A 14758-nucleotide genomic window follows, 5' to 3' on the forward strand; every position below is an offset into this window, starting at 1 on the left:
ATGATGTTTCCGCGCCGAAAACGCGTATCCTGACAGCGTCAATCATCCCTTAGAAATACCCCTTTTTCTCCTTTGTCACTTTTTTCGGCGACAGGACGCGCCGATTTATTTTTAGCACCAGCTATAACTGGAAAAAAATAAACATTCACTTTTGGGTTTTAAATATGACTGCGAATATTCCCCACCGCTATCGTGCGGATATCGACGGCCTGCGCGCCGTTGCCATTCTTTTGGTTGTGCTTTTCCATTCAGGCGTCACTGCGCTACAAGGCGGTTTCATTGGCGTCGACTTATTCTTTGTTATATCCGGCTTCCTGATTGGTGGCATTATTAGCAAGGAAATTGCCGAGAAACGTTTCTCGTTTTACCAATTCTATTTACGCCGTATTCGCCGCATTGCTCCCGCACTCTTTTTCATGATGACGATATTATTGGCGCTCGGTTTTATTTTGCTATCGCCTTTGGAATTCAGCCAGTTGGCAAAATATAGCGTGGCAGTATTTATCTCTGTACCCAATATGTTATTGCTGAAAAGTGGCGACTATTTCAGTACCGATTCCGATCTCAATCCACTGTTAATGACCTGGTCATTAGGCATTGAGGAGCAATTCTATATTGTGCTGCCTTTTATTTTGCTGCTGGCAGTGCGACTGCGGCGATCCATGGTCAGCGTGGTATTAACCATCAGTGTGGTTTCCTTCGTCGCCTGTATCTGGCTGACCTCAATTGACAGCACTCAAGCCTTTTATCTGCTGCCCACGCGTGCGTGGGAGCTTGGCGCGGGTGTGCTGCTGGCATTATGGAAACCACAGCCTGTTACTGGCCGGGCTGCCAGCCTGATGAATCTCTTGGGTTGGCTGTTGATTATCGCCTCTAGCGTGCTGATCAGCAGTGATGACCGTTTTCCTGGCTGGGTGGCTATCATCCCGGTTGTGGCTGGTTGCTTAATGATCGGCGCGCGTAGTGAACTCAATCAGTTACTGCTGGAAAACTCGCTGATGCGCTTTATCGGCAAAATCTCTTACTCGTGGTATCTGTGGCACTGGCCGCTGTTGAGTCTTGCCCGCATTTGTAGTGACAATCCACTGACCGTTTGGCAAGGGCTGTTGATTAGCACCTTCGCGCTTGGTATCGCGTGGATCTCCTGGCGCTTCGTTGAACAGCCCTTCCGCCAGGCACGCGCGGGCACGCGTTGGGTCATTCCCGGTTACTGCGCCTCGTCATTGTTAGCAGCGGGCGCGATGGTGTTGCTGTGGCAAACAGGGGGGATGAAGTCACGGGTCAGTGAGCTGGTGGTCAATGCCGATAGCTGGAAAATCTCGGCACAGCGTAACCCTTGCCTTCTCAGCTACGGTGCCAACCTGCCTTCACGAGATACCGAGTGTCAACCCAACACCAGCCGTCCGGGTATTGCCCTGATTGGTGACAGCCACGCTGCCGCACTCCGCGCGTCGGTATCCGGCTACGCCTTGCGACAAGATAAACCGCTGTACCAACTCACCAAAGCGTCTTGCCCCTTCCTGATTGGCGCGACCCGCGTGGTGAACCAGGTACCCAATCACGCGCAGCAGTGCATCACCTTTAACCAGAAGGTGTTGCAAATGGTGATGAGCGACAAGATTGATGAAGTGGTCATCAGCGCCTATTGGGCCTCTGGCATGAGCCTGTTACCCGGCGCGGGCTACCGTGAAATCGGCCATCCCGAGAAGAGCAACCTGGAAGCACTGCAAGCGGGGATGGACCGGGTGATCGCGCAGTTAAAACAAGCAGGTAAAAAAGTGACGGTGATTGAGGATGCGCCATCGGTGGATGTCGATCCGTTGCGTTACAGTAATAACCGCAATATGCCGATTCGTCGTGAACTGAGTGCCTGGCTGGGCAAGTGGGAAGCGCCGCCGCTGTTAAGCGAACGCACCATACTGTTCCAGTTCCCAGAAGAAGCGGTGGAGAAGTTGTTGCAAGCCTACAAGCAGCAAGGCGTGCGTGTACTGTCTCTGAGGGAAAATCTGTGTAATCAACAGGGATGCATGATCACCAGCGAAGGATTACCACTCTACTACGACAATAACCACTTGAGCCCAGCGGGCGGTGATATCGCGTTAGGGAAGAACTGGTAGAGGTATCACACGCGCAATAAATAGCGCCGCTACAACGTCATACTGGATTGTAGCGGCACGATTTATCGTACGATGTTGAATTAGCCTTTACGCTTTTTCGCCAGCGGCCAGGCCAGCAACAACAGCAGGATCCACGCGAAGCCCGCGTACAGTGACACGCGCGTATCCGGGAAATAACCAATCAGCGCAATGATAAACACCAGAAACGCCACGCCGACCCAAGCCGTTGCGCTGCCGCCGGGTAATGCAAACTGCAATTTACCGGCTTCCTGCGCACCAATTTTGCGGCGGAAGGCAATCTGCGATAGCAGGATCATAATCCATACCCAAACGGTGGCGAAGGTGGCCAGTGAGGCAATCACCAGGAACACTTTTTCCGGCATCAGGTAGTTGAGATACACCGCCATCAACAGCGCGACCATCATGACAACCACCGTCACCCACGGGGCGCCGCGATCGCTGGTATTAGTGAACACTTTTGGCGCATGGCCCTGCTGCGCCATGCCGTGCAGCATACGGCCCACGCCAAACACATCGCTGTTAATCGCTGACAGAGACGCGGTGATCACCACAAAGTTGAGAAGCGAAGCCGCCGCCGCAATACCAAGGTGCTGGAAGGTCAAGACAAACGGACTGCCCTGCGTACCCACCTGGTTCCATGGATAGATCGACATGATGACAAACAGCGTACCCACATAGAACACCAAAATGCGTAGCGGTACGGAATTGATAGCGCGAGGAATCGACTTTGCAGGATCTTCCGCTTCACCGGCGGTGATACCGATAATTTCAATGCCGCCATACGCAAACATCACCATCTGCAGGGAGAGCAGCATGCCCACAATGCCATGGGCAAAGAAGCCGCCATTAGACCAAAGATTATGAATGCCGGTTGGCTGGCCGCCGTTGCCGATACCCCAAAAGATGATACCGAAACCGGCAAGAATCATGATGATGATGGTGGCGACTTTGAAGAAGGAGAACCAAAACTCCACTTCACCAAACACCTTCACGCTCATCAGGTTAATGCCGCCGATGATCAACACCACGCTCAATACCCAAATCCAGTGCGGTACTTCGGGGAACCATACGCCCATGTAGATACCAAACGCGGTCACGTCGGCAATCGCCACAATCAGGATTTCAAAACAGTAGGTCCAGCCGGTGATGTATCCCGCCAATGGGCCAAGATAATCCTGCGCATAGCGCGAGAATGAACTGGCCTGGGGATTATTTACCGACATCTCACCCAGCGCGCGCATGATGATATACGCAATCGCACCGCCGATGATGTAAGCCAGCAATACGCTGGGCCCCGCCATTTTGATAGCATCAGCCGAGCCGTAAAACAGCCCGGTACCGATTGCCGATCCCAGCGCCATAAAACGGATGTGGCGCGTGCTCAGTCCGCGTTTGAGCTTGTTGGTTTCTTGCATAACCGCCTGTACCTTGAAAATGAAAAACCACGGGCAAGCCCGTGGTTGAAATTAACAGCAATGTTGCTTACTGATGGACAGCGACCTGTTCGCGTCCTTTTGCTCGATCCACCACCGCTGCAATCACCAGCATCACCAGCGATGGCGGCAACCAGGAAAGTCCCTGATCGGCCAGCGGCAAGTGCTGACTAAACAGCGGCAAGGCATCTTTAAAGTTGGTGGTTTTGATCGCATCAACAATACCAAACAGCAGGCTCACCAGCATGGTTGGCGCAATGATGCGCGTGCTTTTATTCCACCACTTCAGGGTGAAGCTCAACACCACCAGCACGATGCACGGCGGATAAATTGCCGTCAGCACCGGAATTGAAATTTGAATCAAATGGCTCAGGCCGAGATTCGACACCACCATTGAGAACAGACCCAGAATAAACACCAGCGTTTTATACGACAACGGCAGGTGCTGCGCAAAGAATTCAGCACACGCACAGGTCAGGCCAACCGCCGTCACCATGCAAGCGACGAAGATCAGCGCGGCAAGGAAGAAGCTGCCCATGCCGCCAAAGGTCTGCTGCACGTAAGCATGCAAAATCGCCGCACCGTTGGCATTCTGATCGACCAGGCCCGCACTACCGGAACCCAGTTTGAACAGGCTGAGGTAAACCAGCGTCAAGCCTACGCCCGCGATGACACCGGCCAGCATGGTATAGCGCGTCAGCAATTTGGCATCTTCAACACCGCGTGAACGCGCGGCGTTAACAATAACAATTCCGAACACCAGCGCACCTAACGTATCCATGGTCAGATAGCCGTTGACGAAACCGCTGGAGAAAGCCGCACGTTGATAATCCGCCGTGGCAGGCGCGATACCGCCCGCAGGCCATAACAGTGCTGCCAGACCCAAAATAGTCAGCGCAACGATTTTCAGCGGTGCCAGAAAGTGGCCAACGGTATCCAGCAGTTTGCCCGGATACAGAGAAATGCCGATCACCAGCGCGAAGTAAATCAGGCTGTAAACAAACAGCGGCAGTGCGCCATCACCGGTCAGCGGGGCAATCCCGACTTCAAAGGAGACGGTGGCCGTACGCGGCGTGGCGAACAGCGGGCCAACCGCAAGGTAGCAGACGGTCGCCAATAGCAGGCCCGCCGCTTTACCAATCGGTGAGCTGAGCGCATCAATACCACCGCCAACGCGTGCGAGCGCGATGACGGTCATCACTGGCAAGCCAACAGCAGTAATCAGAAAGCCGAATGCGGCAATCCAGACGTGTTCGCCAGACTGAATCCCCACCATCGGTGGAAAGATAATGTTTCCTGCGCCAACGAACAGGGCAAACGTCATGAAGCCCAGCGCCAGGATATCCTTGGAGGTTAAACGATGTGTCATAAACTTCTGTACTGCCTGTGGCTGATGTTGCGGTGGAAGTTGAGTTCGTGTTGTCCTCTGGATGCACGTAAACAAGGCCTTATCTGACGGAATCAGAGCGTTATGCGGGCCTAATCGTTAAAGCGCAGGTGATTTAAACTACTTTTCTTCTGTTCGCAGAGGGATAAATCGACAACGGCGCAAATTAAAACGTTTATAGCGAAGAAAGGCAATACGGGATCGAAAAACCAGAAGGATATAACAACAAAGTGACACAAAGCAGTGCATCAGCGGGGAATAGCGGTAAAACACCTCAGATGATTTGCTTAAAGTTTCCGCATCGCGGGAGATCTCTTTGCAAAATCCCCTATTAAGATGCACGAAAGGCGCGATTTACGCGCCTGTTTGCACAAGTTTACAGCATCACCACACTTGTTTCGCGATATCGACCACCAGACGAATCTTCTGCCACTGCTGATCTTCGCTCAGGCTGTTGCCTTCCTCGGTGGAAGCGAAGCCGCACTGCGGGCTCAGGCAGATCTGGTCAAGGCTCACGAACTGTGAAGCTTCCTCCAGACGTGCTTTAACCTGCGCCGGATCCTCCAGCTCACCGTTTTTGGTAGTGATCAGTCCCAGAACAACCTGCTGATGGCCTGGTTTGATGAAACGCAGTGGCTCAAATCCGCCGGAGCGCTCGTTGTCATACTCCAGGAAGTAAGCATCGATATTCACCTGACCGAACAGAATCTCTGCGACCGGCTCATAGCCGCCCTCAGAAATCCAGGTCGAGCGGAAGTTACCGCGACACACATGCAGACCGATGGTGAGATCGGCCGGTTTATCTTCCAGCGCTTTATTCAGCACCTCAGCATAAATGCGCGCCAGTTCTTGCGGATCTTCACCACGTTCACGAATCTGCTGCTGTTGATCAGATGAGCACAGGTAAGCCCATACGGTGTCATCCAACTGCAGGAAACGACAGCCTTCAGCGTAAAACGCGGCGATCGCATCTTTATAAGTCTGCGCCAGATCGGCGAAGTACTGTTTTAAATCAGGATAAACGGTGGCATCAATCACCTTACGGCCACCGCGGAAATGCAGCACGCTAGGGCTCGGGATGGTCATCTTCGCCACGGCATCACCGGCAATGCTTTTCAGGAAACGGAAGTGTTCCAGCATCGGATGGTTAGGGTTGAAGCCCACTTTACCGGTGACTTTCACCCCGTGCGCTTTAGTCTGCACGCCATTGAATTGAATGCCCTGCTCGGCTTCAAACAGCTCGACGCCCTGCAGATCGCCAAAGAAGTCAAAATGCCACCATGCACGACGGAATTCACCGTCGGTCACCACCTGCAAACCGTTAGCACGTTGCTGTTCGACCACATGACGGATTTCGCTGTCTTCGACCTGACGCAACTGCTCAGCGCCAATCTCGCCATTGGCAAACTGCACGCGCGCTTGCTTAATCGCCGCTGGACGTAAAAAACTGCCGACGGTATCGGCACGGAACGGTTGATGAGATGGCATGTTCACTCCTGGCTAAACGCATAATTGCGTCAGGGTATAATTTCGCGCGGTTATTTTTAGCCATCTGGATGGCTATATGTCCACAGAGTGACACGCCGCTTACGTGAGAGCAATGGAAGAAAATTCAGGTGACATGAAAAAAATTCACATTGAGATGTTCGTTCTTCAATTTCCCTCAATTGCCGCCCGCGCCTGCGCCATCTGCTGCTCAGATAACGGCAGATAACCCGCTTCGGTCACTCGGCGCTGCCCTTCTGCCGACAGCACCTGATGCAGGAAAGCATTCACCAATGGCGGTAGTGGCTTACCAGGCGCCTTGTTGACGTAAATATAGAGTGGACGTGACCAAGGATAGCGGCCGCTGCGAATCGATTCGGCATCTGGCATCACGCTATCGCCGCTGGCGGTCATAATCGGCAGCATTTTTACGCCGCTGAGATGAAAACCGAAACTGGCATAGCCAATGCTATTGGGAGTGGCAGCCACGGCTTGCACCACCGCAGCGGAGCCGGGAAACTCCGCGACATCAGAACGGAAGTCACCTTTGCACAGCGCCTGCTGCTTAAAGAATCCCCACGTGCCCGAGGCGGAATTACGGCCAAAGCGCTGGATACTGCGTTTCGCCCAACCAGGCTGATTCAGTCCAAGATCGCCCCAGCGCTGCGGCACAGGGTGTGCACCACACAGGCGGGTCACCGAGAAGAGTGCATCGAGTTGCGGTTGATCGATGTGTGGCAGCGGATTGTCCTGATTCACCACCACCACCAGCGCATCCATTGCCACCGGTACGGCCAGCGGCGGATAACCATAGCGCGTGGTGAATAGCTGACGTTCGTCTATTTGCATAGGACGGCTCATCGCGCCGAGCTGCGCGGCGCCAGCCGCCAAAGCGGTGGGTGCGGTTGAGGATCCGGCCGCCTGCACCTGAACGTTCACGCCCGGTGACTGGCGGCTGAAATCCTCGCCCCATAAGGTCATCAGGTAGCCGAGGGTGTCAGAACCGACGCTGCTCAAATTGCCGGTGAGCATGGTTTGTTGGCCTTGCGCCAGCGCAGAGCACAACAGCAAAGTGAACAGCAACAGCGATTTCATCAGATCTTCCGCAAATCAGGTCGTTAACATTGAAGTGCACATTCTGGAGCGGTGCGATTTATCACGCAATAAATTGCGCCGTTAAGTCGTCTTTAACTGACCTTCTCATGCAGGCCTTTTGCCACAATCAACCGTGGCGGCAGAACAAAACTAAAACAGGTTTCCTGATGCGGAATACTGGTGATCTCCAGGCGCGCATTGTGGTGACTCAGGGCATGCTTAACGATAGCCAGCCCCAAACCGCTGCCGCCAGTGGCGCGAGAGCGAGCTTTGTCCACACGATAGAATCGCTCGGTGAGACGTGGCAAATGCTCTTCGCTAATCCCCGGCCCATTATCACACACCTTAAATTGCGCCCCCTCTCTGGTACGCAGCCAGCTGATATCCAGCCGCGTGCCGTCCGGCGTATGATTGACCGCGTTGTACACCAGGTTGGAAATCGCGCTACGCAGTTGCTCATCGTTGCCAAACACTTTCAGGTGCGGATCGGTGTGGAAATGGATGCTATGGCGGCCCTGACTGAGCGTTTCGGCTTCGCGCTGCAACAACATCAACATGCCGGGTACATCCACCGTCTCCTTCAAGTCGATAGCGGGAGCAGCTTCAATGCGCGACAGCGTCAGCAGCTGTTTCACCAAACTGTCCATGCGACGTGTTTGCTCCTGCATGGTGTGCAACGCCTTGCTACGCGTGCGCTCGTTCATCGCCGCGTCATCCATCATCTCCAGATAGCCCTGCAACACCGTCAACGGCGTACGCAGCTCATGGCTGACGTTGGCGAAGAAGTTACGTCGTGCGCCTTCCAGTTGATGCATCTGGGTCACATCACGCGCCACCATCAGCCACTGACCTTCGCTGTAGGGCATAACACGAAATTCCATATGATGCTGGTTGTTCAGCACCAGCGTCAGCGGTTTATCGAAATCGCGTTGGCGGATATAGCGGGAAAATTCAGGATAGCGCAGTAAATTCAGGATGTTCTGACCGTTATCTTCTGGCCAGCGCAGGCCCAAATGCTGCTGTGCCAAACCGTTGCACCAAAAAATAGTGCCCTCTTCGGTGGTGAGTATCACCGCATCCGGCAGCGATTCTGCACCACTGCGAAAACGTTTGATCAGATTTCCGAGTTCACGGCGGCGACGGCGGTTACGCAGTTGCATCTGGTACAAGCCGTAAAACAGCGGTTCCCAGCTGCCACGACCAGAAGGAGGCGTCATTGAACGATCGACCCACAGCCAGTGCGACAAACGCATCAAGTTTCTAAAGTGCCAAAACATCACGCCGGATACTGCAATCAGCAGCAGCCAGGGCAGATAACCGAACAACAGACCAACCACCAGCGCAGGTAAACAAACCAGCGCCAGCTCGGTCAACAATCTCTTCCAGGAGAGTCGTTCCAGCACGGTAAAAGACTCCGTTTAGTAGCGGGCGGAGAAACGATACCCTGTTCCGCGAACAGTTTGAACCATGCGATCGTGGCCAGAGACTTCCAGCGCTTTACGTAAACGACGAATATGCACATCAACCGTACGGTCTTCAACGTACACATTGGTGCCCCACACGTGGTTCAGCAACTGTTCACGGCTGTAAACACGCTCTGGGTGCGTCATAAAGAAATGCAGTAATTTATATTCAGTCGGGCCCATTTCTAACGGGGTACTTTCCGACATCACACGATGTGAAGAAGGATCCAGGCTTAGGCCCTGCATCTCGATCACCTCTTCCACCGCCATCGGTGAAATACGACGCATCACCGCTTTGATACGCGCCATCAGCTCTTTCGGTGAGAAAGGCTTGGTGATGTAATCATCTGCGCCCACTTCAAGACCGCGTACGCGATCCTCTTCTTCACCGCGTGCCGTCAGCATCATCACCGGGATGTCGCGCGTCATCGCTTCACGTTTTAAATGTTTAATAAACTGAATACCGCTGCCGCCAGGCAACATCCAATCCAGCAGAATTAAATCGGGCCAAGGTTCGATCAGCTTACCAATCGCGCTGTCATAGTCTTCTGCCTCAATAGGCTGGTAATCATTCTGTTCCAGCACGAAACATAACATTTCACGGATGGGAGCTTCGTCTTCCACAACCAAAATGCGCTTAGCCATTATAACTCCTGCTTTTGTGACAATCTGTCACTGGGATTTGCGGCGCCATTATGCGTCAGTTTTATGACACTTTTATGAAAAACCCAACCTATGATAAATAGTTAAAAAACAGAAATGTGACAACGATTATCGCTTTTTTTTCTTTGCGATCTGAAGAGGTTATAATTCGCCTTCGCTTAACTAAGCACGGAGTTTTCATGCGTATCATTCACACAGCGGATTGGCATCTCGGTCAGTTCTTTTACAGCAAGAGCCGAGCGGCAGAGCATCAGGCTTTTCTCAACTGGTTGCTGGAGCAGATTGTTCAGCATCAGGTCGATGCCCTGATCATCGCTGGAGACCTGTTTGATACCGGCTCGCCCCCCAGCTATGCGCGCGAAATGTTTAACCGTTTTGTGGTCGCGCTGCAACCGAGTGGTTGCCAGCTCGTGGTGTTGGCGGGCAACCATGACTCCGTTGCCACCCTTAATGAATCCCGCGAGCTGCTTGCCTGTTTGAATACGCAGGTCATCACCAGCGCCACGCCGCAGGGTGAGCAGCAGGTGCTGACGTTACAGCAGCGCGATGGCACGCCCGGGGCGCTACTGTGCGCCATCCCTTACCTGCGCCCGCGTGACATTCTGCGCAGCCAGGCGGGGCAATCAGGCCGTGAGAAGCAGATCTCCCTGCTGGAAGCCATCGAGCAGCATTACCAGCAGTGTTATGCCGCAGCGCTGGCCGAACGAGCCGATCGCGCACTTCCCATTATTGCGACCGGCCATCTCACCACGGTTGGGGTAACCAAAAGTGACTCGGTGCGTGATATCTATATCGGCACGCTGGATGCCTTTCCAGCACAGGCATTTCCTGCCGCCGATTATATTGCGCTGGGTCATATTCATCGGGCACAGCGCATCGCCGATAGCGAGCATATTCGCTACAGCGGTTCGCCGATCCCACTCAGCTTTGATGAGCTTGGCCGTGATAAAAGCGTGTTCCTGTTGGATTTCAGCAACCAGTTAGAGGCAGTCACCGCGCTGACCATTCCGCTGTTCCAGCCGATGCAGATGTTGAAAGGGTCGATGGCGGAGATTGAGCAGCAGCTGAATCAATTCACTGCGGGTGATAGCCAACAGCCGGTCTGGCTGGATATTGAAATTACCACCCAAGAATACCTCAGCGATTTACAGCGCCGCGTTGAGCTGCTTACTGAATCGCTTCCGGTGGAAGTGTTGCTGGTGCGTCGCAGCCGTGAACAGCGCCAACGCAGCCTGGCGCGTATGGACAACGAAACCCTGAACGAGTTGAAAGTGGAAGAGGTGTTCGCCCGCCGTCTGGCGCAGGAAGACCAGCTGGATGCCGATCAAACCGAGCAACTCACCCAGTTGTTCCGCACCACCCTCGCCGCGCTGGAGAATCCCTCTGCATGAAAATTTTGACGTTACGCTTTAAAAACCTCAATGCGCTGCGCGGCGAATGGTTTATCGATTTTCGCCGCGAGCCTTTTGCCAGCAACGGATTATTTGCCATTACTGGAGCCACCGGCGCGGGTAAAACCACCCTGTTGGATGCAATTTGCCTGGCGCTGTATCACCAGACACCGCGCCTTGGCGTGTTGTCACAAACGCAAAACGAGTTGATTACGCGCGATACCGCCGAATGTCTGGCTGAGGTGGAATTTGAAATCAAAGGTGAAGCCTGGCGCGCCTTTTGGAGCCAGAACCGCGCACGCGGTCAGGCGGATGGCAAATTGCAGGCACCGCGCGTTGAACTAGCGCGCGTGGCCGATAACCAGATTATTGCCGACAAAGTGGGTGACAAACTCAAAGCGATAGAAACGCTCTCCGGACTGGATTTTGCGCGCTTCACCCGCTCAATGATGCTGTCGCAGGGCCAGTTTGCCGCCTTCCTCAACGCCAAACCCGGCGAGCGCGCCGAATTGTTAGAAGAGCTGACCGGAACCGAAATTTACGGCCAGATCTCAATGCAGATTTATGAGCGTTGGCGCACGGCGCGCACGGCATTGGATACGCTGCGCGCACGCGCAAGCGGCATGATGTTGCTGGATGAAGCTCGTCGCAGCGAACTGACTCAGCAATTGCATACGTTGGCTGCTGAAGAAAAAACGCTCAGCGAACAACTGGAACAGGCGCAACAGCAGCAGCAGTGGCTGGCACAATCCCAGCAGTTGGCACAGGAACAACAACAGGCGGAACAAGCAGGGCTCGCCGCGGATCACAGTTGGCTGCAGGCAGAGAACGATCGCCAGCGACTGGCACGAGCTGAACCTGCGGAAAAGCTGCGCGAGAAGCTGCAGCAGCGCGAACAGCTGCAGCGTGATCAACAGGCGCTCACGCAGCAGTCACAGCAGTTGCTTAGCCAGCAGCAACAGGCGCAAACCGCGCTGCTGCTGGGTGAAAGCCAGTATCAAACGGCACAGCAGGCGCGAGACCAAGCCGTGACCGATCAGCATCAGCTGGAAACCTTACTCACTGAACAAGTCATCCCGCTTGATCAGCAGCTCACGCACGGTGCGCAACAGCTGGCTGAACAGCATCGCCTGCACACGCAGCAACAACAGGTATTGCAGCAGAGCCAAAGCGCGCTCAACCAGCATCAACAAGCGAGTGAACGCTTACATCAGCAATTAGCGCAGCAGCTTACCTTCCGTCAACAGGAAGCAGCGCTCGCCAACTGGGGTGCCGAACTGCCGCGCTGGCAGGCAGAGATTGCACGCATTGAAGAGCGCGAACAGTCTCTGGCTCAGCTCAGTGCTCAACAGCAACAACAGCGCACCCAACTCACCCAGCAGCAGCAGGCCATTGCTGAACGTGAACAAGCGCTGCAACCTTTGCAGCACGCTGAAGCGCAAGCCAACCAGCAGCGCCAACAAGCGGAGCAGGCGCTCACTGCGCTGGAAGCTGAGTTTGCCAGCACTGGGTTACGCGATGCCCTGGCGCAGCATCAACATCAGCGCGCAGCACGCCAACAGCTCAGCCTGCTGGCCGCGCGTTGGCAATCGTTGCAACCTCAACGCCAGCAGCGTCAGCAAAAACTGGCGCAACAGCAGCAGCAGCACCAACAAGATCAGCTGGCCTTACAAGCGCTGCGCGAAGACTACAAACGAGAAAATCAGTCGCTGCTTGATATCCGCAAAATATGCGAACTTGAGCGCACTATTGCGCAGTTAGCCGACGAACGCGCCAAACTGCAGGCAGATCAGCCCTGCCCGTTATGCGGATCGTGCCAGCATCCGGCGATTGAACACTATCAGCAACTGCAACTGGGCGAGAATCAGCAACGTTTAGCAGTGCAAGAAGCGCTGGTGGCAAAACTGAAAGAGGATGGCACGGCCAAAGGAGAGCAGCAGAAGCTTTCACTGCAACAGCAGCAGGTTTTACAACAGGAGATAAGCGAGTTAGATCAGCAGATCGCCGCCACGAGTGAGCAATGGCAGCGCTTGAGCAGTGAGCTGGCACTTACCTTCACGCTTGAACAGCAGGATGCATTCTCTCACTGGCAACAGCAGCAAGACGCTCAGGAAACCGCTCAGCAACAACAACTGCAGCAACGAGAAAATGCTGCACGGGCACTGCAACAAGCGAAAGATGCCCATCTGCAACAGCAACAGCAGCTGCAACACCAGCAAAACGCACAACAACTGGCGCAGCAACAGCTAAATAGCGCACAGCAAGCGCTTGATGAGACTCACCAACGTGAAAGCCACGAGCGCAGCGCCTGGCAACAATTAACGCAGCAGCTGGAACAGCAGTTGGCGGCGCATCAATTAGTGCTGCCGGAACGCACCGCTCGTGGCCACTGGTTGCAGGAAGGGCTCCAGCGCTGGCACGCCTGGCAGCAAAGTGAAAAACAACTCAGTGAGTTACAGCCGCAGATAGCGAAAGCCGAAAGTGAGCTTAGTAACCTGCAAAACACGCTGACGCGCGAACAGCAACAGCTGGATACTCTGCAGCAAACGCTCAACACCTTGCAGCAGCACCAGGCTGAACAGCAGCAGCAGCGTCAGCAACTGTTTGGCGATCGCCAGGTCGTGGAGGCACGCCAGCAGCAGCAGGCCGCGCTACAGCAGTGTGAACAGGTTCTGACGCAGCAACTGCAACAGTGGCAGCACGCGCAAAGCCAGTTGCACAGTCTTAACGGGCAGTGCGAACAGATCACCAACCAGCTGCAGGCGATGCAAACGCGCACCCACGACGCTGAATCCGCCTTTCTGGCAGCCTTGCAGCAGAGTGATTTCAACGATGAAGACGCCTTACGCGCTGCACTGCTGGATGAGCAGGAGGTCCAGCGTTTGCGCCAACAGCTGCATACGCTGGAGCAGCAGCGCCAGCAACAGATCACCCTGAATCAACAGCTTAGCCAACGGATGAGCGCCCATCAGCAGCAACGCCCATCGACGCTGAGCGATGAGATCGCGGCCGGTCTCGAGGCGCAACTCGCTTCGCTACGCCAGGCCTTACGCGACAATGGCCGCCATCAAGGTGAGGCGCAGCAGCAGCTAAACAGCGATGCTCAGCAGCGTCAACAGCAGCAATCCTTACTGACGCAGATTGCCGATGATGACGTTTCACTGACGCATCTTGGGCGTCTGAATGATTTAATCGGTTCAGCTAAGGGCGATAAATTCCGTCGCTTCGCGCAAGGATTAACCTTGGATCATTTGGTGTGGCTGGCTAACCGTCAGTTGGATCGCTTGCACGGTCGCTATCTGCTGCAACGCCGCGCTAGCGAAGAGCTGGAACTGGAAGTGGTCGACACCTGGCAAGCCGATGCGACACGTGATACGCGCACGTTGTCAGGCGGTGAAAGTTTTCTGGTAAGCCTGGCGCTGGCATTGGCGTTGTCGGACCTGGTCAGCCACAAAACGCGTATTGAATCGCTGTTCCTGGATGAAGGCTTCGGCACCCTCGATGCTGAAACGCTGGACACCGCGCTGGATGCCTTGGATGCGCTGAACGCCAGCGGCAAAACCATCGGTGTCATCAGCCACGTAGAGGCGATGAAAGAGCGGATTCCGGTGCAGATTAGGGTGCGTAAAATGAATGGCTTAGGCTACAGCAAGCTGGAGTTACCGGGAGATTAAACACAAGCCGCGCAGATGATTACGCCAGG

General features: G+C 54.5%; 9 protein-coding genes. 3 read left to right on the forward strand and 6 right to left on the reverse strand.

Annotated elements, in window-relative coordinates; genetic code table 11:
• The first annotated feature begins 164 nt into the window (after window positions 1–164).
• Window positions 165–2117 (forward strand): acyltransferase family protein, encoded by a 1953-nt coding sequence (locus HA51_RS17305; protein WP_084935843.1) that lies wholly within the window; start codon window positions 165–167, stop codon window positions 2115–2117.
• Window positions 2118–2197: 80 nt separating this feature from the next.
• Here the strand turns inward: HA51_RS17305 and proY are convergent, their stop codons facing one another.
• From proY to phoB, 6 genes are all read right to left on the reverse strand, one after another.
• Window positions 2198–3553, reverse strand: coding sequence for a proline-specific permease ProY (gene proY, locus HA51_RS17310; protein ID WP_084935844.1), 1356 nt, complete (start codon window positions 3551–3553; stop codon window positions 2198–2200).
• A 67-nt stretch (window positions 3554–3620) separates the two neighbouring features.
• Window positions 3621–4940, reverse strand: a complete 1320-nt coding sequence (gene brnQ, locus HA51_RS17315) for a branched-chain amino acid transporter carrier protein BrnQ (protein WP_084935845.1) — start codon at window positions 4938–4940, stop codon at window positions 3621–3623.
• 402 nt (window positions 4941–5342) lie between these two features.
• Complete coding sequence (locus tag HA51_RS17320) at window positions 5343–6446, reverse strand: cobalamin-independent methionine synthase II family protein (RefSeq protein WP_084935846.1); 1104 nt, start codon at window positions 6444–6446, stop codon at window positions 5343–5345.
• Between the two features lie 165 nt (window positions 6447–6611).
• A complete protein-coding gene (locus tag HA51_RS17325) occupies window positions 6612–7538 on the reverse strand; it encodes a PstS family phosphate ABC transporter substrate-binding protein (protein ID WP_084935847.1) in 927 nt (308 codons plus the stop codon).
• 92 nt (window positions 7539–7630) lie between these two features.
• Complete coding sequence (gene phoR, locus HA51_RS17330) at window positions 7631–8941, reverse strand: phosphate regulon sensor histidine kinase PhoR (protein WP_084935848.1); 1311 nt, start codon at window positions 8939–8941, stop codon at window positions 7631–7633.
• 15 nt (window positions 8942–8956) lie between these two features.
• A complete protein-coding gene (gene phoB / locus HA51_RS17335; RefSeq protein WP_034830536.1) occupies window positions 8957–9646 on the reverse strand; it encodes a phosphate response regulator transcription factor PhoB in 690 nt (229 codons plus the stop codon).
• Window positions 9647–9843: 197 nt separating this feature from the next.
• On the opposite strand from phoB, the gene sbcD reads away from it, so the two are divergent.
• On the forward strand, window positions 9844–11055 hold the full coding sequence (gene sbcD / locus HA51_RS17340; protein WP_084935849.1) for an exonuclease subunit SbcD: 1212 nt from the start codon (window positions 9844–9846) through the stop codon (window positions 11053–11055).
• Window positions 11052–14729, forward strand: a complete 3678-nt coding sequence (locus HA51_RS17345) for an AAA family ATPase (RefSeq protein WP_084935850.1) — start codon at window positions 11052–11054, stop codon at window positions 14727–14729. The genes sbcD and HA51_RS17345 overlap by 4 nt, the downstream gene beginning before the upstream one ends.
• Window positions 14730–14758: the final 29 nt, after the last annotated feature.

It is taken from the genome of Pantoea rwandensis (assembly GCF_002095475.1).
GTDB lineage: Bacteria > Pseudomonadota > Gammaproteobacteria > Enterobacterales > Enterobacteriaceae > Pantoea > Pantoea rwandensis.